20 protein-coding genes and 3 riboswitches are annotated in these 21,149 nt (G+C 39.3%); of the genes, 14 read left to right on the forward strand and 6 right to left on the reverse strand.

What is annotated here, in order from left to right; translation table 11 throughout:
* Positions 1–22 precede the first annotated feature (22 nt).
* Together PTI45_RS06410 and PTI45_RS06415 are read left to right on the forward strand one after the other, a co-directional pair.
* Complete coding sequence (locus PTI45_RS06410) at positions 23–502, forward strand: hypothetical protein (RefSeq protein ID WP_069326711.1); 480 nt, start codon at positions 23–25, stop codon at positions 500–502.
* 1 nt (position 503) lies between these two features.
* A complete protein-coding gene (locus PTI45_RS06415; protein ID WP_069326712.1) occupies positions 504–704 on the forward strand; it encodes a hypothetical protein in 201 nt (66 codons plus the stop codon).
* A gap of 17 nt (positions 705–721) precedes the next feature.
* Here PTI45_RS06415 and PTI45_RS06420 read toward each other — a convergent pair whose 3' ends face one another.
* Positions 722–1,603, reverse strand: coding sequence for an AraC family transcriptional regulator (locus PTI45_RS06420; RefSeq protein ID WP_069326713.1), 882 nt, complete (start codon positions 1,601–1,603; stop codon positions 722–724).
* Positions 1,604–1,805: 202 nt separating this feature from the next.
* Here PTI45_RS06420 and PTI45_RS06425 point away from each other — a divergent pair, with 202 nt between their 5' ends.
* The 3 genes from PTI45_RS06425 to PTI45_RS06435 are packed head-to-tail and all read left to right on the forward strand — an operon-like array spanning position 1,806 to position 4,598.
* Positions 1,806–2,867: a Gfo/Idh/MocA family protein gene (locus tag PTI45_RS06425; RefSeq protein ID WP_069326714.1), complete on the forward strand. Its 1,062-nt coding sequence runs from the start codon at positions 1,806–1,808 to the stop codon at positions 2,865–2,867.
* On the forward strand, positions 2,864–3,721 hold the full coding sequence (locus tag PTI45_RS06430; RefSeq protein WP_069326715.1) for a sugar phosphate isomerase/epimerase family protein: 858 nt from the start codon (positions 2,864–2,866) through the stop codon (positions 3,719–3,721). The genes PTI45_RS06425 and PTI45_RS06430 overlap by 4 nt, the downstream gene beginning before the upstream one ends.
* Positions 3,722–3,725: 4 nt before the next feature.
* The gene (locus PTI45_RS06435; protein WP_069326716.1) at positions 3,726–4,598 is read left to right on the forward strand and encodes a sugar phosphate isomerase/epimerase family protein; all 873 of its coding nucleotides are present in this window, start codon (positions 3,726–3,728) and stop codon (positions 4,596–4,598) included.
* A gap of 82 nt (positions 4,599–4,680) precedes the next feature.
* On the opposite strand, the gene PTI45_RS06440 is transcribed toward PTI45_RS06435, so the two are convergent.
* Positions 4,681–5,787 (reverse strand): GntR family transcriptional regulator, encoded by a 1,107-nt coding sequence (locus tag PTI45_RS06440; RefSeq protein ID WP_069326717.1) that lies wholly within the window; start codon positions 5,785–5,787, stop codon positions 4,681–4,683.
* Between the two features lie 223 nt (positions 5,788–6,010).
* On the opposite strand from PTI45_RS06440, the gene PTI45_RS06445 reads away from it, so the two are divergent.
* The 4 genes from PTI45_RS06445 to PTI45_RS06460 are packed head-to-tail and all read left to right on the forward strand — an operon-like array spanning position 6,011 to position 10,146.
* Complete coding sequence (locus PTI45_RS06445) at positions 6,011–7,309, forward strand: ABC transporter substrate-binding protein (RefSeq protein WP_069326718.1); 1,299 nt, start codon at positions 6,011–6,013, stop codon at positions 7,307–7,309.
* A gap of 39 nt (positions 7,310–7,348) precedes the next feature.
* Entirely contained in the window at positions 7,349–8,206 is an 858-nt protein-coding gene (locus PTI45_RS06450; RefSeq protein WP_069326719.1) for a carbohydrate ABC transporter permease, read from the forward strand.
* The gene (locus tag PTI45_RS06455; RefSeq protein WP_083243387.1) at positions 8,203–9,066 is read left to right on the forward strand and encodes a carbohydrate ABC transporter permease; all 864 of its coding nucleotides are present in this window, start codon (positions 8,203–8,205) and stop codon (positions 9,064–9,066) included. The genes PTI45_RS06450 and PTI45_RS06455 overlap by 4 nt, the downstream gene beginning before the upstream one ends.
* A 51-nt stretch (positions 9,067–9,117) precedes the next feature.
* Positions 9,118–10,146, forward strand: coding sequence for a glycoside hydrolase family 43 protein (locus tag PTI45_RS06460; RefSeq protein WP_069326720.1), 1,029 nt, complete (start codon positions 9,118–9,120; stop codon positions 10,144–10,146).
* Positions 10,147–10,271: 125 nt separating this feature from the next.
* Here the strand turns inward: PTI45_RS06460 and PTI45_RS06465 are convergent, their stop codons facing one another.
* Entirely contained in the window at positions 10,272–10,892 is a 621-nt protein-coding gene (locus PTI45_RS06465) for a LysE/ArgO family amino acid transporter (protein WP_069326721.1), read from the reverse strand.
* A gap of 147 nt (positions 10,893–11,039) precedes the next feature.
* Positions 11,040–11,135: riboswitch (cyclic di-GMP riboswitch) on the forward strand.
* A 62-nt stretch (positions 11,136–11,197) separates the two neighbouring features.
* On the opposite strand from PTI45_RS06465, the gene PTI45_RS06470 reads away from it, so the two are divergent.
* Positions 11,198–11,842: a sortase gene (locus PTI45_RS06470; RefSeq protein WP_083243388.1), complete on the forward strand. Its 645-nt coding sequence runs from the start codon at positions 11,198–11,200 to the stop codon at positions 11,840–11,842.
* 90 nt (positions 11,843–11,932) lie between these two features.
* Positions 11,933–12,016: riboswitch (cyclic di-GMP riboswitch) on the forward strand.
* 68 nt (positions 12,017–12,084) lie between these two features.
* Positions 12,085–12,162, forward strand: a riboswitch (cyclic di-GMP riboswitch).
* Positions 12,163–12,175: 13 nt separating this feature from the next.
* A complete protein-coding gene (locus tag PTI45_RS06475; RefSeq protein WP_069326723.1) occupies positions 12,176–12,988 on the forward strand; it encodes a transglutaminase-like domain-containing protein in 813 nt (270 codons plus the stop codon).
* A 154-nt stretch (positions 12,989–13,142) separates the two neighbouring features.
* On the opposite strand, the gene PTI45_RS06480 is transcribed toward PTI45_RS06475, so the two are convergent.
* Together PTI45_RS06480 and fdhF are read right to left on the reverse strand one after the other, a co-directional pair.
* Positions 13,143–13,709: a helical membrane plugin domain-containing protein gene (locus tag PTI45_RS06480; protein ID WP_069326724.1), complete on the reverse strand. Its 567-nt coding sequence runs from the start codon at positions 13,707–13,709 to the stop codon at positions 13,143–13,145.
* Positions 13,693–16,689, reverse strand: coding sequence for a formate dehydrogenase subunit alpha (fdhF, locus tag PTI45_RS06485; RefSeq protein WP_425415569.1), 2,997 nt, complete (start codon positions 16,687–16,689; stop codon positions 13,693–13,695). Before fdhF ends, PTI45_RS06480 begins: the two co-directional genes overlap by 17 nt.
* Positions 16,690–17,032: 343 nt before the next feature.
* Here fdhF and PTI45_RS06490 point away from each other — a divergent pair, with 343 nt between their 5' ends.
* The 3 genes from PTI45_RS06490 to PTI45_RS23630 all read left to right on the forward strand — a co-directional run bounded on the left by PTI45_RS06490 (position 17,033) and on the right by PTI45_RS23630 (position 18,996).
* The gene (locus PTI45_RS06490; RefSeq protein WP_069326726.1) at positions 17,033–17,713 is read left to right on the forward strand and encodes a futalosine hydrolase; all 681 of its coding nucleotides are present in this window, start codon (positions 17,033–17,035) and stop codon (positions 17,711–17,713) included.
* 1 nt (position 17,714) lies between these two features.
* The gene (locus PTI45_RS06495) at positions 17,715–18,551 is read left to right on the forward strand and encodes a 1,4-dihydroxy-6-naphtoate synthase (RefSeq protein WP_069326727.1); all 837 of its coding nucleotides are present in this window, start codon (positions 17,715–17,717) and stop codon (positions 18,549–18,551) included.
* Positions 18,552–18,831: 280 nt separating this feature from the next.
* A complete protein-coding gene (locus tag PTI45_RS23630) occupies positions 18,832–18,996 on the forward strand; it encodes a DUF1540 domain-containing protein (RefSeq protein WP_083243389.1) in 165 nt (54 codons plus the stop codon).
* 206 nt (positions 18,997–19,202) lie between these two features.
* Here PTI45_RS23630 and PTI45_RS06500 read toward each other — a convergent pair whose 3' ends face one another.
* On the reverse strand, positions 19,203–20,954 hold the full coding sequence (locus PTI45_RS06500) for a methyl-accepting chemotaxis protein (RefSeq protein ID WP_069326728.1): 1,752 nt from the start codon (positions 20,952–20,954) through the stop codon (positions 19,203–19,205).
* Positions 20,955–21,149 lie beyond the last annotated feature (195 nt).

The following is a 21,149-nucleotide window of genomic DNA, read 5'->3' on the forward strand; positions in this document are numbered from 1 at the left end:
AATTATAGTTTGAGGTGTTCACATGTTAGTAGAAAATAGTACAGGTAAAATGATCCACATGTGTATAACTCCAATAAAATTAATTGATATTCAGCATACAAAATCAGACTGGACACTTACATTTGATTGGACATTATATTTCGAGTACCCGAACGTTGAAGTTTACATATTAACTACTAAGCATTCTACTTATGTTGAAGGTGCTATTGCTTTAGAAAACAGAGGAGATCATGTATGGATACATTTAATTGAAAAAGCTCCCCGCAATCGTGGCTCACAGGAAAAATATAAATATATAGCACATCATTTATTTGCATTTGCTACAAAAAGACATTTAGAGCAAGGTGGAGATGGCTTTGTTGCTTTCGATTCCAAAACAGGATTGATTACACATTATATAAAAGAATATGGTGCAGAACGTATCGGTTCAACTCGAATGATGATACCTTGTCTTGCTGGACAACATTTAATTGATGTATACTTAAGCAAAGGTGGTGGATGAAATGAAAAAGCAAACTACCCAAACCAACCTATCAAAAAAAAATATTTCCTCTATTACATCATTAACAAAAAATCGTTTTTCTAACTATGAAGTTTCCCCAACAATTCCTGGATCAAATGATCAATTAAGAGATAAAGAAGTAAGTGATGCTATTGCTAATTGGAAAAATTCAAATCAATCATCGATCAAAGTTCGCCCATGAGGCGGACTTTTTTTGTATTATTCCACATTTGCAAATGATGCACGTATTTCAGTAGGTGAACCGTTACGATATTTTTTAAACGTACGACTGAAATAAGAAATATCGTTATATCCTGAAGCCATCGCGATCTCGGCTACCGTCATACTGCTATTGAGCAATAAATATTCGGCTCGATTAATACGTACACGATTGATATATTCAGTCACTGTCCGATTCGTTAATTCGTGAAAAAGACGGCTAAAATGAAAACGACTTAATCCTGCCATTTGAGCCAATAGTTCTACAGGAATCTCCTCTGCATAATGCTGTTCGATATGTTGCAAAATCGGTGTAAATCGTTCTAAATTCTTGATTCGACTATGATGATTTTGCCAGTTTAAATCTTCAATTACATATTGACGTACAAGCATCGCAAGCAAGCGATACATATTAGATTTGATCGATAACTCATACCCCAAATGACGTGTTTTGAATTCATGTATAATCTCGGTCATACACTGATCAAGTGCAGGATCTTCTGTAATATAACTTTGAAAAAGTAAACGATTCTGCGTCATTGGTGTAATAAATTTGGTCTCTACCGCATCTTGAGAAAGACTTTGTAATGAAGACAGATCCGCAATAAGCGCATAATAAACCAGATGATTACATAGACTCATTCCATGATGCAGATCGTTACTATTCAACACAATTATATCTCCTGCTTGTACATGAATCGGTACCGAATTACATTCTATAATCGCTTCGCCTTCTTCAAAATAAAGAAACTCCATATGAGGATGCCAGTGATGCGGGAAAAGAATCTGCCCGTACTCTGAAGAATGGCAAAAATTCATTTTGATTGGAAAATAAGGATCAGGCATATTCATCGGTTCTTGCAAATCTACAGGCCAGTTCATTTCCCTACTCCTTTACCAGCAAAATGCACATTCACATTGCTTTTCTTTCTTTATTGTATCATTTCAAATCGCACAATAGTACAAACAAACCGCACACTGCTTCATGACCACCATGACGATCCATTATATAATTTCAACAAAGCAATATCTTTTACCAGAGAAATACATATTTCATACTATTTCAACCTAAAGGAGACTATCTATGACAGCCAAAATTGGAATCGGTGTAATCGGTGTAGGCAGTATCTCAGAATTTCATTTAAAGCCTTATCACAAGCATCCAGATGTACAGATTATCGGTGTCTGTGATCTCAATGCAGAACGTGCAGAGACAGTCGCTAGACAATATGAAGGCGCTACCGCTTATACAAACTATCAGGATCTGCTAGATAACCCGGCTATAGATGCTGTCAGTATCTCTACATGGAATAACAGTCATGCCGAAATTAGTATCGCTGCTCTACAAGCAGGCAAACATGTACTGGTCGAAAAGCCTCTTTGTCGTACGGTCGAAGAAGCAGAACAAGTACAAGCTGCGGTAAAGGCGTCAGGCAAATTACTACAAGTCGGATTTGTACGTCGCTATGATGCTAATGCACAGATGTTGAACCAATTTAGTCAACAAGGAGACTTCGGTACTATTTATTATGCCAAAGCTTCTTATATTCGTCGTCTTGGTAATCCGGGCGGTTGGTTTAGTGATATTGAACGTTCCGGTGGAGGGCCTTTAATCGATATTGGTGTACATGCCATCGATCTCTGCTGGTATCTCATGGGGCGACCTGAACCGTTATCGGTGAGTGGGAATACGTATTACGAACTCGGTAATCGAGCCAATGTAGAACATCTATCCCGTTATCAAGCTGCGGATTATGATGCTACTCAGAACAATGTTGAAGATATGGCAAATGCAATGATCCGCTTTACCAATGGCGCTTCATTAATAGTAGATGTAAGCTTTAGCCTGCATGCCAAGCAAAATGAAGGCATGATCAAATTGTATGGCACTAAAGGTGGTTTTGAAGTCGATCCTGCGGTTCATATCACCACTGAAAAATACAATACAGTTCTCAATATAGAACCTCAGACCGATCATAAAGATTTTCAATTTGAACAAGCTTTTGATAATGAAATCAAGCATTTTATCGACTGTATTCAGACAGGTAAGCAACCACTAAGCCCTGTTGAAGATGGTGTACAGATGATGCGTATGCTTACAGCTATCTACGAATCTGCCAAGCTTGGCAAGGAGGTACGATTATGAAACTTGGACTGAGCACCTATAGTCTACACGGGCAATTAAGTTCGGGCGCAATGAATGTAGTGGATGTGATCGATTTTGCCGCAGATCATGGAGCTGTTCATGTGGAGATTGTACCGCTAAGCTATAATTTGACCGAACAGCCTGAACTGATCGAACACATTGTTCAGCGAGCCAAAGAGCGAGATATCGAAATTTCTAATTATGCTATTGGAGCTAACTTTCTAACCGATAGCGATGAAGCCTATGAGAAAGAAATACAGCGTGTGATGGATGAAGTCAATATCGCCCATCAATTAGGAGTCAAATTAATGCGTCATGATGTAGCTTCATCCACAGACGTATCGATTCAACACTTCAATCAACAGTTAGATCGTCTCGCTTCAGCTTGTCGACGTATCGCAGATCATGCACAGCAGTATGGCATCACGACCAGTGTCGAAAATCATGGTTTTTTTATTCAACAAGCTGATCGTGTACAAGCACTTATCCAAGCTGTTGATCGCCCCAATTACAAAACAACACTCGATATCGGCAACTTTTTATGTGCCGATGAAAATCCAATCGCAGCTGTTCCTCAAAATTTGCCATATGCTTCGATGGTGCATGTGAAGGATTTCTATATTCGTCCTGCTTATCGTCATCCAGGTGAAGGTTGGTTTACCAGTACAGCTGGACAATATCTACGTGGAGCGATCATTGGTCAGGGTGATATTGATATGTGGGAAGTACTGCGGATTGTAAAGCAGTCTGGATATAATGGATATGTTTCTGTGGAATTTGAAGGATTAGAAAATGACTTGCTTGGCGCTCGAATCGGACTTGAAAATGTACAAAGAATATGGGATGAGGTGTAATGACATGGTCACAACATTAGGCAAGATTGGTGTTATCTCTGATAGCTTTGGTCTAGGACTCAAAGCCGATTTGCAAAAAGCAAAAGAAGTCGGTGCAGATGGTGTACAGATTTGGGCAACACAAGGTGAAATGGACCCTGATCACTTAGATGCACAAGCTCGTGCTGAACTCAAACAATATTTGGCTGAACTTGGACTGGAAGTGTCTGCTTTATGTGCAGATTATGGAGGCAACGGATTCCGCAATGAAGCAGATAATATCTGGAAAATCGAAAAATCCAAAAAAGTCATGACGCTGGCACTTGAGCTAGGCAGTCCGATCGTAACCACTCATATCGGTATTGTGCCTGAAGATGAGAACGATCCTATGTATAAAGTGATGCAATCGGCCTGTAATAAACTGGCTGCTTTTGCTTCTGATTTAGGCGGTTATTTTGCGATAGAGACTGGCCCTGAACCTGCATCACGTCTCAAATCTTTTCTCGATTCTTTAGAAAGTAAAGGCGTTGCAGTCAACTACGATCCAGCAAATATGGTGATGGTTACCGGTGATGATCCGGTGCAAGGTGTATATATATTACGTGACTATATCGTGCATACTCATGTCAAAGATGGCGTTCGTACACGTGAGGTCAATCCGCATGATGTATATGGTGACCTGAGTCATGAACAGATTGCTGCGATGAATGATGGAAGTATTGGATTTAGCGAGGTTCCACTGGGTGAAGGAAGCATTGATTTCCAAGCTTATTTTGCCGCCTTACAAGATATCGGGTATACCGGTTATCTGACGATCGAACGTGAAGTCGGTGACCAACCGGAGCAAGATATTCGGCAAGCCGTTTCGTTTATTCAACAATACAAATCAACTCAATAATTAAGCTTGATTAGGATAAATATGAAAGCCTTTAAATGATCGATTAATGATCTTTTGAAGGCTTTTTTCACCTTTTAGACGTTTAGATCAATTGTTGCAAATTCAGACTCACTTGTACCACTTTATGCTGCGGTTCATGATTGCCTTTGATCTGTGCATGCACTAACTCTACAGCTAATCTCGCTATCGTTCGTTCATCTTGCTTCAAGTACCCGATACCCGGCAATTCTGGATTATCAAAAGAAATCAATTCTACATCCTCTGTCTTTCCCAGTTCTACCAGTGAAGCATATGTTAATTTGGCTGCTTCTGCACTTAAAGCCAGTACAGCAGTCACCTGCGAATGGTGATTCATGAAATGGGTAATATATTCTTTCCCCTGCTCATTACGCAAAATATCCAACGGAATATGACACCATAGATTTTTGTCGATTGAGATATGATGATCGATATATGCTTTTTCAAAACCCGATGTACGATCTTCAATGACGGTATTGGTTCGATCCGGTGAAATTAACGCGATATGACGATGCTTTTTGCTCAATAAATAGACAATCGCTTCATAAGCCGCACTCAAATTATCTGAAGTGATTCGGAACGTCTCAATATTGCGTAAATAGCGATCCATAAACACAAATGGAAATTTATCCAGTGATAATCGCAATAACGATTCATTGTATTTCTCATCCTCTGTTGGAAACACAATCATCCCTTGCGCTCCGATCGACAATAGCCGAACAATAGCTTCTGTCTCATTGCTCGACGATTCACGTGTAATATGAAGGATCAATTGATAACCCAATTGCCCTGCATAATATTCTGTATAATCGATCATTTTCTGGATGACACTGGTCTTCATTGTAGGAATAATCAGACCAATCAATGGTAAATGGGCAGTAGGTACACTGGATGATCCCTGTTGATGATGCCCGGAAAGATATTCCGATTGCGTATGATTACTCTCCTCTTGCTCATTCCAACATACAAATGTCCCCTTTCCTTGAATACGGGTCACCCATCCTTCTTCAGCCAGTCCAATCAACGCATTTTTCACTGTAATCTTACTCACTTGATATTCATCCATAATCTCTTGCTCGGAAGGCACACGATCTTTGTATCGTAATTCCCCTGAAATAATCTTATCTTTGATCTGCTGTTTGATCTGCTTATACAGTGGCATTTTCTTCATGTCTATTCTCACCTCCGTCATCAAATGTTTACATTTTTTATAGCATAGCACTTTTATTGTAAACGTATACATTTTTATTTGGAGCTGATTATAGCACATAAATATACTTTTTATATAAAACATATTTTTATTAAATTTATAACCAATTGAGTATATAAATTCTAAAATTTGAGCCGTATACTACAGGAATAAAGCGTTTACATTTTAAATTTGGAGGTCAATTATGAAAAAATCAGGTATCTTACTTTCTTCTTTGCTACTGGTGACGACCCTTTTATCTGCTTGTGGTAACTCTACCGATTCTTCTTCTGCTTCAGGTGGAAGTGGAGCCAATGACAAAGTAACGTTAACAGTTACCCACTATATGGTGGAGAAGCCCAAAGTCGATACATTTAAAAAATTAACCGACCGGTTTACGGAGTTGAATCCCAATATTACGTTCGATGTGCAAGTCATGCCTGTGGATAAATACAATGACAATATCAAAATGAAAGTGGCTGCAAGCGATGTACCTGATATTATTTTCGGTCGTCCGCAAGGTATGGTCGATATTACCAAAGCAGGTGCTTTTCTAGACCTTACCAATGAACCTTTTATTCAAAAAGTAAATAAAGATTATCTCCCCAACGTTTCCTACGATGGCAAAGTATACGGATTACCTACTGATCTAATGACCAACGCTGTCATCTACAACAAAGATTTATTCAAAAAAGCAGGCGTAGAAGTTCCTAAAACATACTCTGAATTAGTGAAAGTAGCACAAACGTTACAATCCAAAGATATCACTCCTTTTGCCGCTTCATGGAAAGATGGCGCTTCATATATGAGCTTTATGTGGCCTGATATGTGGGGTAATTTGCTTAAAGACAATCCTGATTATGCAGGCAAAATGATGGCAGGAGAGACTACTTTTGCAGCGATTCCGGGTTACAAAGATTTCTTGACTCGTGTAAATACACTTAGTTCTTTTGCTAACAAAGATGCTGCTGATATTGATTATGATCGTTCGCTTCAGTATTTTGCTCAAGGTAAAGCGGCAATGGATATTATGGGTAGCTTTGCTATTGGAACGATTCGTAGCTATAACCCTGAAGGTAATTTCGGTGTCTTTATGTATCCAGCAACAGATACGCCTGAGAATAATGTCATGACTTACTCTACAGATGATACATGGATGATCGGTGCTCAATCCAAAAACCTAGATGCCGCTAAAAAATTCTTAGAATTTATGGCATCTGATGAAGGTGCTCAAATCTGGGCAGATGGCGTACAGACACTAAGCGCAATCTCAGCAGATATCAAACCAGCCAAACAAGATCCAATCTCTGAAGAATTTCAAACAATCTTCAAAACCGGCAAAGTTGTTAACAATCAGGTTAAACCTCTCTGGTACGGACAATATGATGATACATGGCAAAAAGATTTAACATTCTTCCTTGTCTCTGATCCTGCAACACGTAGCGTCGATGAATTGCTACAAAAATTAGATGCTGATTTCGCTCGAATCAACAAAATGAATTAATCGTAAGTATCCTATTCTAACTAATCTGGTGGTGATCTCGTGACCCGTAAGTACAAAGACGAACTGCTCAAGTTCACCTTTATCGTTCCTGCTTTACTTTTCTTTTGCCTTGTTGTTGTGTTCCCTTTCTTTCGTGGAGTCAATATTGCTTTTACTAACTGGAACGGGATTGATATGTCTTACGATTATGTAGGTTTGCACAATCTCAAATTATTATTTACCGATACAGAGCTATTGAATCCGATTAAAAACACACTGTTTTTTGCGATCTTTACGACCGTATTTATCAATGTGATCGGACTTGGTCTGGCAGTTGCGCTAAATACTAAGTTCCCGGGCGTTAATTTGCTCAAAAGCTTTATATTTATGCCGATGGTGATCAGCCTGGTGCTAGCTGCTATTATCTGGCGTTATATTTACAGCGATATTTTCCCAACGATTTTCCATACCGATGGAGGATTATTGGGAAATCCGACTACCGTTATGCTAGGCATTTCGATTATTAGTGTCTGGAAAGAAGTCGGTCTGGCAATGGTCATCTATTACGCAGGACTACAGACCATTCCCAAAGATATGTACGAATCAGCGCATATTGATGGAGCTGGCAGTTGGATTCAATTTTCCAAAATTACAGTTCCTTTGTTAATGCCTGCTTTCACGTATTGTATTCCGCTCTGGATCGGTACAGGATTACGACAATTTGATTATCCGATGGTCGCTACGAAAGGCGGCCCGGGTACATCATCCGAGACACTGGCTATGTATGTGTATAATTATGAGTTTCCTTATTTCAAAGCCGGTTACGGGCAGATGGCAGCTCTTATGTTATTCTTCTTTATTTTGATCGTAACTGTGTTTGTCACTAACTATTTCCGGAGAAGAGAGGTGGAATATTGAATACTTCGGTTCCGATTGTACGAGTCAAAGAAACGTCAAAACGTCGCTTTCCCAAGTTAATCCGAATTATTATGTTGTATATTATCGCGATTTTGTTTTTATTTCCGTTTTATATCGCTATCGTGTATTCGATTAAGACACCCATCGAAACGGCTCAAAGTCCACTGGCTTTTCCAACACATATTGCATGGTCCAATTACAGTGATGCGATCGCCGCTTCTAACTTTTTTCTTGCTTTACGCAACAGTGTGCTGACGACTATTGGCACCGTATTATTAACGATCACCGTCTGTTCGATGGCGGCTTATATGATCGCACGTAACAACAATCGCTTTTATAACTTTTTCTATTATCTGTTTATGTCTAGTATTATGTTGCCTTTTCAAGTATTGATGTTCCCTCTGTACAAAACGTGGACAGAACTGCATTTGCTCAACACGATTCCCGGTCTAATTATTGCATTAACCGGTGTACAGATAGGATATTTCGCTTTCTTGTATGTAGGTTTTATTAAGACAGTTCCACGCGAATTAGAAGAATCAGCAATGTTAGATGGCGCATCCAGATATCGGACATTTTTCAGTATTATTTTCCCGCTACTGAAGCCAATTAATTCAACCATTCTGGTATTAAGCGCGCTTGGAGCTTGGAATGATTTTGTCGTCTCGATGATTATCGTTCAGAAAAAAGAAGCTTCCACCTTACCATTAGTTCAGTTCCAATTTTTCGGAGAATACACATCAGAGATTAATATGGCATTTGCAGCCATTATTTTATCTATGATCCCGATTATGGTGTTCTATCTTTTCGCACAGAAATACATTATCGGTGGCGTCACCGCTGGTGCAGTCAAAGGATAATCAGTGCATATCAGTCCCAACACACTATGGATTATATAAAGGAGTCTTGAGATGGATACTCAATCTTCACCTACTTCTTCATCCACAACCACTTACCGCAATCCGATTATTGAACAACGTGCCGATCCGTGGGTGTATCGACATACCGATGATTATTATTATTTTACCGGCTCTGTGCCTTCTTTTGATTATATAGAGCTTCGGCGGGCTACCCATATTCAAGGTCTTGCAGATGCAGAACCTGTTATCGTATGGCGTAAGCCGGATACAGGGCCGATGAGCCATTTAATCTGGGCTCCTGAAATTCATTATATTCATCAGAAATGGTATATCTATTTTGCCGCAGCCGCTACAGACGAGATTGTCGATGGGCTTTTCCAGCATCGTATGTTTGTACTGGAAAATGATCATCCTAATCCGCTGGAAGGTACTTGGGTAGAAAAAGGACAAATCATGACACCTTGGGATACATTTGCTCTAGATGCGACTACATTTATACATCAAGATCAGCAATATCTATTATGGGCGCAAAAAGAACCTGAAATCGATGGTAACTCTAATCTTTATCTATCTATAATGGATAATCCTTGGACGTTAAAAGGTACGCCAACCAGACTCAGTATTCCCGAACTATCATGGGAATGTATCGGATTCAAAGTCAATGAAGGCCCTGCTTTTTTACGCAAACAAGATCAATTATTTATCAGTTATTCTGCCAGCGCTACTGATCATCATTATTGTATGGGACTACTTACTGCTGATATTCATAGCGATATTCTAAATGCAGCATCATGGATCAAAAGTGATCAACCCGTTTTTGGTACAGCCGAAGCCCATTCTCAGTATGGCCCCGGACATAATTGCTTCACAGTATCAGAAGATGGACAACAGGATGTCATGATCTATCATGCTCGTAATTACAAAGAAATTTCAGGTAATCCATTATACGATCCGAACCGTCATATGCGTGCTCAGATCATTCATTGGAATGCAGACCATACCCCGAATTTTGGTGTACCTGTAGCCGATCACATCTCTACAGATCAAACAGCATCTGTAGATCACGCTAAAGAAAGCTAAATAAATATCATTCTTGTATTCTAAGTAAAACCAGTCTCCTCTATATTACTGAGAGTATGCAGTGATATAGAGGTTTTTGGTGATTTATTGGCACGCCTTGAATCTTCGATAGTAGTATCTCTGATCTAAAATGCTCCGAATACATAACGATACAAAAGAAACAAAGCAATCCCCCAGATCATTACTGCTGAACATTTATTCAACAAAGGCAACCACTTCCCTGATTGATCCAGTCGACCTACCCAATGCCCACTAACTGCTAAACCTACAAACCATACCCATGACACGATAATACATGTGATTGTAAAAACAAATTTATCGCTTCCTTCATAAGGTAGCGAGCTAATACCAATCACACCAATGGTATCTAACAACGCATGTGGATTGAGTAAAGACACTGATAAAGCAAAAACAATCTGTTTGCGGATGGATAAGGCATTACGATTCCCTTGTTCAGCCTGAATACTACTCCTCCATGTGATATACCCCATATATAGAAGAAACACGATTCCACCGATCATTAATACATGCTTAATCCACGGCAGACCAAGCACTAATAAAGAGACTCCACCTACAGCCAGACTGATCAGCAATGTGTCACATACCCCTGCTGTAATAACCGCTGGCAAAGCCCGCCAGAATCGACGTTGCACCATTCCTTGTTGAAAAATAAAAATATTTTGTACACCTAAAGGCAAAATAAGCCCCAATGCTAATAACAAAGCATGCATGATAATCCCAACCATATTTAATCTCCTTTCGCTTGCCAATTGAAGTTTACCAATGAGTAAGAAATATTTTATTATATTAACCCTGTTATTATCTCACTTACTTATTTACTGTGCCTACTATCAATGATACTATTAGCAGTAACTTCAATTTTTAATGATATCTATGGAAAAAAGCAAACCATTCGAAAGAATGGGACGCAAAGTGTGGAGTCTAACGAGTATAGATCACTATACTTCTATGATTGTCCTACCGCCCCGAACATATATCGGGGCTTTTTCTGCGTTTTATTATATACAACTAGAGATACGGAGTGATGATAATGAAAAAGTGGTCTTATGTATTCATTTTGCTAGGGATTATAATACTTGCTTATCCACAAGTGAATGAATGGTATTCGGATTGGCAACAAAGTCGCTTATTAGATGAAGCTGAAAATGAAGCTATGGCACAATCGACTGCTCAACCTACTAATTTACAAAGTGGATATGCCAAAGTCAATCATCTGCTCAATGAAGAAAGCGAATCATCAACTACGGCTCCTCCACCGGTACAAGGAGAGATCCTCGGTATTATTACTATTGATAAGATTGATGTGAAATTACCGATAGTAGAAGGAGCAACTCGTGAGAATATGCGTAGTGCAGCTGTACACATTTCCGAAACCGATCAATTAGGTGAAAAAGGAAACTTCGCCATTGCAGCTCATCGTGCTCACAAATATGGACGATTATTTAACCGTTTAAATGAAATAAAAGTAGGCGATATTATAAAAATTGAGTCTAGGGGTACACTTTTCGAATATAAAACCGATAATATAAGTATAGTGGAACCTACTGACGTATCAGTATTAGAAAGTAATCCGAATCGTGAAGAAATCACGCTGGTTACTTGTGATCCTCTAGTCAATCCGACTCATAGACTTATTATCCATGCCGAGCGCATATCGACAAATATTTCTAGTTGATTTTTCTTGATTTAATGATATTATAGTAAATGTGAACCACAAGTAACTTTTAAGGTTTAGGATTTTTTAACACTAACCATAAAAGCTTCAGCACGATAATGGCAAACCTGTCGAAAGACTGGGACGCAAAGCTAAAGGGCCTTACCTCTTAGAGGTTGGCAGCCAGCCACCGAATGAAGAAGCTTTTTCTTATACTCTCAATATCCTTTTTATGTAATATATGCAAATTTAAACTAAAATTCAAACGATAACGGCAAACCTGTCGAAAGACTGGGACGCAAAGCTAAAGGGCCTTGTATACATGGCAGCCAGCTACCGAAAGGAATAATTCTCATGAAAAAACTTTTGCTAACTTGCTTGACAGCATTCACTCTTATCTCTTTCGCTCCGACGCATACTTATGCATCTACAACAACTACTACTGACTCTTGGTTAGACACTTCAACAGTAAGCGAAGGCTTTATCGCCGTTCACTATAATGCACCTTCTCACACTCGTACTAAATTAATGATCAGCAAAAACGATGTGAACTACACTTACGATCTTAACGCTTCTCAATCCGATTCTTCTTTCCCTTTACAACTAGGTAATGGAACATACAATGTAACGATCCTTGAGAACACATCAGGTAACAGCTACAAAAAAATCCAAGGTGATTCTCTTGAAATGAACCTTGACGACTCAAATGCTGTCTATCTTGCTTCCACTCAAAATGTAGATTGGAAAAATGCTCCTGCTTTAATCAGCAAAGCACAACAATTGACTAAAAACGCTACAACAGACGAGCAAAAAGCTCAAGCCATCTACAACTACATTACAACTAACGTAAAATATGATTATAAATTTGCTAGTGCATTACCTGCTGTATATGTACCTGATGCAGCAAATACATTAGTATCTAACACAGGCATCTGCTATGATTATGCTTCTCTAAATGCAGCAATGCTTCGTAGCGTAGGTGTTCCTACTAAATTGGTTATGGGTAACTCTACTAACGTTAAAGAATATCATGCTTGGAACGAAGTTTTCTTGAATGGTCAATGGGTAACAGTAGATACAACTATCGATGCAACACTTAAACAAAACGGTAAAACAACTACTTTGACTAAACCTGCTTCTCAATACAAAGCAGTTAAAACGTACTAATCCTACAAATACAATATTCATCCTAAATGAATATTCATACAGTATAAAAAAGAGGAACTGATCTCAACAATAATCAGTTCCTCTTTTTTTCTTGTGTTATTTACAGGTTTATTTGCATTTATTTAACGATTATTGATAGATGAAAATTTATCTATTATGAGCTTTGAGGCGGTTCTTTTTTACTGAGTTCTCCACCCATCGCTTTAAGAAACTGTAATCCCACTGATAAAGACGATCGAACATCAGGATCACGCATCATTCCGAGTAATCCTAGCACCCCTGGTGGATGATCATCTGAATGACTGTTCTTTTTACCCACTTTAGAAGGTTTATCAGTCTCATAGATTTTTTGCGAAGGATCAGCTTGTAGGTCTCCAAGGTGATCTAATCCAGCCCCTAAAGCTTTGATCAGCTTCTCTAGTTCTTTTGGATCAAGCTTTCCTAATACTTGAACCAGTGTAAATGCATTTTTGATCAGTGGTGGTAAATTCATGCCTTCAATCATATCGATACCTATAGCTCCAATAGGGACTCTATTTTTGAGTGCAGCATCTGCAATATCCAATACACCTGCTCGATCGAGTTCTTTGACAATCTCCAGCATTTTCAAGATTGATTCTGTATTTTCAGTTAATGCTTTGATCAGTAGACCTAGTAATTGGGCTTGAATTTCGGCTTCTGTTGGAATATGACGTTCGATCTGCTTAATAGGTCTCGCCATGGGACTCACGCTCCTTCTGGATCGTTGTAGCAATCGGTTCGTAGTCTGATCGATTCCACTTATCTTCTACGCGTACACTAATCTGTGGGCGCCGTGTAGCGAAGCGTGGATTCACCTGTGGTAAAGGCGACACCTGATGTTCCACTTGATCTGTCAGCACTTCCATCATCACATTAATTTCTTTATAACTTGGTGTATGGGTGACTTTATCTGTATAGCTACTGGTTAAGCGGTTGATCGCTTCCTCTTCATTCGAAGTGTTCATAGGCAAATACAATTCTTTCCCTTTGACACGATCTGTAACCAGTACTGACAATTTCACTTTACCAAATGGAGAAATTAAGCGAACTTTACTGCCATCTTGTATGCCTCTTTCGGCAGCTAGTTCTGGTGACACTTCAAGCCAAGTGCCCGGTACTTTATGGCGAATTCCTTCTGCTTTGTACGTCATATTGCCTTCATGGAAATGTTCTAATAGTCGTCCATTATTTAAATGAAGATCATACATCGCTTCCGGCTCATACGGCTGTGTCCATTCTACCGGATACAATTTTGCTTTGCCATTAGGAAAATGAAAAGACTCTTCATACAATAAATGTGTGCTTGTTCCATTAGGATGTACAGGCCACAATTGACTATTCCAACCTTCCAATAGATCATAATGAACACCTGCAAATAAAGGCGCTAGACTTGCGGCTTCTGCCATAATTTCACTTGGATGAGTGTAGTTCCAATTTGCACCCAGAGCATTCGCTACATCTTGAATAATACACCAGTCTGGCTTGGAATCACCCAAAGGTGCGAGCACTTCATAGAATCGCTGAATACGGCGTTCTGTATTGGTAAATGTCCCGTCTTTTTCAAGACTTGGAGAAGCAGGCAAGATCACATCTGCATATTGAGCTGTATTGGAGAAGAAAATATCTTGCACTACGAAAAAGTCTAATTTGCCTAACATATCCGCTACAAAGTTGGAATTAGAATCGACCAATGCCATATCTTCGCCAAATAGATACATCGCTTTCAGTTTACCTTCTTCAATTGCATCAACCATCTGATGATTATCGTATCCAGGTTCTGATGGAAGTTCTACTCCCCACGCTTGCTCATAACGATGACGAACATCATCATCCGATACTTTTTCATACCCGGGGAAGAAATTCGGCATTGTTCCAAAATCACAAGCTCCCTGCACATTGTTATGACCACGCAAAGGATAAGCGCCTGTACCCGCACGACCAAAATTCCCTGTCGTCAACAATAGATTACATAGAGCAGTTGACGTATCGGTTCCGCCGCGATGTTGAGTCACACCCATCGCCCACAACACACATACTGATTTGGCTTGATGAATCATTTCAGCAGTTGCAATCAATTCAGCTTGAGAGATGCCAGATACTTGTTCTGCGTACTCTAGCGTATATTGATCTAGCGATTGACGGAACTCTTCATATCCATCTACACGTGCTGTTAAGAATCCATGGTCTTCCCAACCTTGATCAATAATATATTTGGTCACTGCCGATACCCAGACCAGATCAGAACCCGGACTTGGATGCAAATGAATATCCGCACGTTCAGCCATTTCATTTTTACGTAGATCAGATACGATTAATTTCTGCCCGTGAAGTTTATGTGCTCGTTTCACTCGTGTGGCTAATACAGGATGCGATTCCGCAGGATTAGCACCGACAATCATCACTAGATCGGCTTGCTGAATATCTTCGATTGTGCCGCTATCTCCACCCATACCGACAGTACGCATCAATCCCGAAGTCGCTGGAGACTGACAATAACGTGAACAGTTATCTACATTGTTCGTTCCCATAATCGAACGAACGAATTTTTGGAAAATGTAATTTTCCTCATTAGAACACTTCGATGAAGCGATATAACCGATCGAATCTGCACCATATTCTTCACGAATACTGCCTAATTTGCCAGCGATTAGGTTCAATGCTTCTTCCCAGCTTGATTCTACAAATCGATCACCTTTACGAATCAAAGGCTTGGTTAGACGTTCTTCACTATTGACGAAATCCCAACCCCATTTACCTTTGATACATGTCGAAATACCGTTCACTGGTGCATCGATAGACGGTTCGATTTTGAGAATATCACGTCCTTTGGTCCACACTTCAAAGCTACACCCAACTCCACAATACGTACAGACTGTTTTGGTGCGTTGAATTCGAGAGTGACGCATAGAAGCTTCGATCTCAGACACTTTGAAAATCTCTCGATAGCCTGGTTCGATTTCTTTGGTTAATTCAATCATTGGCTCCATCACTTGATTATCGATGCCTGTTAGGAATCCCGCTTCACCGACCATCGTGGTTTCCATCAACGCATTACAAGGACATACAGTGACACAATGACCACAAGATACGCAAGACGATTGATCGACAGGAACATCATCATCCCAGATCACACGGGGTTGATCACGACTCCAATCGATGGTTAACGTTTCATTGACCTGAAGATCCTGACAAGCTTCTACACAACGTCCGCATAAGATACATTGATCAGGATCATATCTATAAAAAGGATTGGTATTATCGATTTGGTAAGGTTTCGGTTGGAAAGGATAATCTTGATGTTCAATTCCTAATTTTTCAGTAGTATTATGAACAACACAATTGCCGTTATTATTATCACAGACCGTACAATATAATTCATGATTTTTAAGAATACGAGACATCGATTCTTGCTGAGCTGCTTTGACCAGTGAAGATTCAGTAGAAATCTGCATACCTGAACTGACTACAGTACTACAACCACGAACCAACTCTCCATTCACTTCGACCATACATGTATCACATGTTTCGATAGCACCTAGTTGTTCGTTATAACAAATTTGCGGAATGTAAAATTCATCTTGTCCTTTGGCGGCTTGTACAATAGTTATGCCCGGCTCTGTAACGACCGATTGTCCGTTAACTTCAATCACGATATGTTCTGTATGGTCTGTCTTCATCATGTTGTTCACCTCTACCTCAAAATTAATAACTCATCCTCTTATCCTTCTGATTCCACCGACTGCTTACTTTTACTTATAGTTGCTTGAGTGATATATCACAAAATCATGTATTATAAAATTGATGAATCATATTTACCCAATCCGTTTTTAAAGTAAGCATCTTTTTCCTTTATATGGTTATCTATTATTTCTGTTTAGACATAATTAATATTTATTTAATGACATATGGATATAAACGTTAAATGTATCCATTTGAGCTGACTTTACATTATGGTTTAATGAGAGTAACGTTAGGAAGTAGCTTGTAATGATATGCTTGTAAACAAGTAAGGAGACTCAATGTATGAATACTTCGATTCATTCTCATTCGTCTTCTCGACGAATATTGATTATGACAGCCGTTGAAGCTGAACGTGAAGCGATTCTTCGAGGATTGCCCGCGCTTAGTGAAGATCGCTTTAGTGTACAATTAGCTGGTGTAGGTCCTGCTTCTGCAGCAGCACGAACAACAGCGATTCTAGCAAAAGAATCGTTTGATATGGTGATCAGTGCAGGTATTGGCGGTGGATTCGCAGGATATGCTGATATCGGATCTATTGTCCTTGCGAGCCAGATGATTGCAGCAGACTTGGGTTCAGAGACACCGGAGCATGGATTTATTTCTGTAGATGAATTGGGATTCGGCTCTTCAATGATCCAAGCCGATACCGTCTATAATGGAAGTCTTGCTTCAGCTATTCAACAGATTGGACTTGCTGTGCATATTGGCCCTGTTGTTACGGTATCTACAACTACAGGCTCAGCTGAATCTACAGCTATGCTTGCAGGACGTATTCCTGGTGCTTCAGCAGAAGGTATGGAAGGATACGGCGTTGCTTTGGCTGCTCATTATTTCCACTTACCAGTACTCGAAATTCGGGCGATCTCTAATCGGGTCGGGCCACGTGATCGAAGCAGTTGGCGTATTCCTGATGCTTTGCAAGCTTTAACCAAAGCAAGCTCCATATTACCGGAGGTGCTATAAAATGAAAATTGCTTTTTCCCCATGTCCTAATGACACATTTGTTTTTCATGCTTGGGTACACGGTCTTGTGCCAAATGCTCCTGAGCTTGAAGTGACTTATGCTGATATTGATATTACAAATAACTGGGCAGCTACAGGCGAAGGCCCGGAAGTGTTAAAAGTATCTTATGCCGCTTTACCGTGGTTGTTGGAAGAGTACGCATTAATCCCTTGTGGTGGTGCGCTTGGTCGTGGTTGTGGTCCATTGGTGCTTACCGCTGATCCTACCGATACCGATCCTGCTAGTCTATCTGGTAAAAGAGTAGCTGTTCCAAGTGAACGGTCTACGGCTTATATGCTTTTCCGTCTATGGGCAGCTCAAAATGTTCCCGGTGGTGTAGGCGAAATTGTGGTGATGCCATTTGATGAGATTATGCCTGCGGTAAGAGACGGCAAGATTGATGCTGGTCTGGTTATTCATGAAGCACGCTTTACGTATCCTAATTATGGGCTTACTCTTATGGAAGATATGGGTAGCTGGTGGGAAGAAGATACGGGATTGCCCATTCCTTTGGGGGCTATTATTGCTAAGCGTTCATTAGATGCTAATCAGATTGCCGATTGGGTACGTTCTTCTGTCGAATATGCGTGGGAACATCCTGAAGCTTCACGTCAATATGTACTGGAGCATGCTCAAGAAATGGACCCGAGTGTTGCTGATTCTCATATTAATCTATATGTAAATGAATTTACCCGTAATCTAGGTGAAGATGGTTATGGAGCGATTGAAGCTTTATTAGGACGTGCTGCCAAGGAAGGGCTTGTACCTGAATTTGATCTTTCATTGTTACGTAAATAAAGAATAATGATTGGTTTTCAACATAGGGATATTAAAAAAGCACAAACTCACTAAGATTTCATAGTGAATTTGTGCTTTTTGGTATGGATATATCAGTCTTTTTGATTTTTTTATAGATATTGCAGATATTTGTGAGCAAAATGTTTGCCAATTCGATTGATTATCTGGTACACTGGCATTATCACTATAAGATTTGTAGTGAAAACACAAATAGCCCCTTTTCACAGAAGGAGCTGCTTATTTCTAATTCCTAATTATATACAATAGGGGGTGAATCACCATGGTACAAAACGTACTTTGCGAAGTAAATTCTTGCACACATTGGGCTCAAGAAAACAAATGTACTGCTGAATCTATTTTCATTATCAACCACGCTCATCAAAAAGCGACTGAATCTCAAGAAACAGATTGCCAAACGTTTGATAAAAAAGATGCTGTAAACTAATTTAAAATGTTTTACAACTGAGAAGGGACTTTGCCGAGTTCCTTCTTTCTTTTTATATTCTACCAACAATGATTATTATTATCAAGTAGATTTCAAAAAAAATTATATAAAAGCTCATTTTACCTGTCATTACACTGATCGCATTTCTCATTCTCAATACAATCAGTATAATGTCATGGTATAGGTACTAATCCATCATTTATTTATTATATTTTGAATCTGGCTACAGATGTTAGTAATTCATCAATCCCTTGTTTGGATAGATTCATACTTTCGATCACTTCATGCGTCTGCTCTACGATCGTCTCCGTTTTCTCTGCAATTGTCGAAGTTCCTTCTGCACTTTCATTCGAAGCTACTGCAATTTCATGAATTGATTTCACTTGATTCTCAATCGAAGATAACAATTCTTCAGATGTGCTGCTTAGATCTGTAGCAATATCATCGATTCCTTTCGCACTCTCTGCATATTGATCTGCTGAAGATAACATCATATCGTAATCTTGCTTGATTTCATTAACAAATAGTTGTAAAAGATCATTTGAATTTGTGGATAGATTACTCACCGATTCGATCACTGTGCGCGTAATTTGATCAATCTGATCTGCCGCTTGTTTGGAATCTGCTGCAAGCTTACTGATTTCGCTAGCTACGACAGCAAATCCTTTACCTGCTTCTCCTGCTCTTGCTGCTTCAATACTTGCATTTAAAGACAACAAATTAGTCTGGGCTGCAATCGTAATAATGGTAGATACTAGCCCATTGATTTTGGATACAGATTGCGATTCAACCAATGCTTTCTGTAGACGTTCTTTGACATGAGTATAGATTTTCAGGCTCTTATGATAGGAAATTCGGAATTCTTGACTTAATTCTTGTGCACGACGAGTCAGTTCATCGGCTGATGTAGCACTATCTTGCGCTTTTGTAGCGACAGATTGTACTGCATGTTCTAGTTCACGAGAAGTTACATTCATTTGCTCTGTAGAAGAAGCCGTCTCTTCTGTACTTGCAGACAGTTGTTCGGTTGTTGCAGAAATATCTTGAACACTATCTTCTAAATGAGACATATGATGATGAACCGTCTGAATATGATTTTGCAAATTAGAACTTTGGGCGATAACTTGTTCAAACACTTCTCTGAACTGCTTACGTGCTCCACCCATCGCTGCTATAATCAGCGCAAATTCATCTTTTTCTGTTAAATATTTTTCATAACCTTTGCTATATTTCAGATCAAGCGCTGCGGTTTTGTTAATAATTTCTAATGTGACTTTAGTACGGCGACTCACATTACGAGCGAATAGTATACAGATCAGTAAAGAAACCAGTAAAATGACAATCGTTGCGATAATCAATGTTTGGGCTAATTGATCTTGTAACTGTTGACTTTCTAGTAAGACGGCTTGATTATAATCGTCTAGAATCTCTTCGGCCTGATTGATATCATCGCGTGCGGCATCAAATCGAGCTGTGCTATCTGCAAGATTGGCTACTGTATTGGTATTGATATCAAATCCTTGTTGCCATGCAGCGAAATTAGTATCAAAATCAGCAATCAATTCAAAGACTGTTTTATTCGAATCAGCGTGTTGATATTGAGCAAATTCGGCTTGATGTGCAGTGAAAATAGCTCCGGCTTTGTGCACACGATCATAGGCTTGTTGTGCATTTTCAGTGTAATCAGCTTTGGCTGCTTCTAAAATGGCAGGATCATTCGAACTGGTCAATGTCATTTGAGCGACTAACGCTTGATAATAATCACGATCTGCATTTAATAACCAATAATTTGTCATATACGATTGATCATAAATTTTAGTCGTTAATGTTTGAGCAATAGACTTGGTATGGCTCAATGAGAAGATAGCGATTCCGATCAAAGCGATCATTACGAGTGCCATAGGCAAAAACATTTTCAGACGTAGATTCCAGTTGTTAATATTAAAGATGGTTTTCATAAAATGGTCTCCCTGCTACATTGTATTATTCGAATAAAGGGAATATAGAAAGGCTACTATTACCTATTATTTACATAATATTTATATCGGATTTGAACACTCTTTGTAATAGTATAAAAATCGACTTTGTGTATCATTTCTACAATCTGATATGGTACAAAAAAAGACTGCTGACGCATAAACGTCAACAGCCTT

This window comes from Paenibacillus nuruki, from assembly GCF_001721045.1.
Lineage (GTDB): Bacteria > Bacillota > Bacilli > Paenibacillales > Paenibacillaceae > Saccharibacillus > Saccharibacillus nuruki.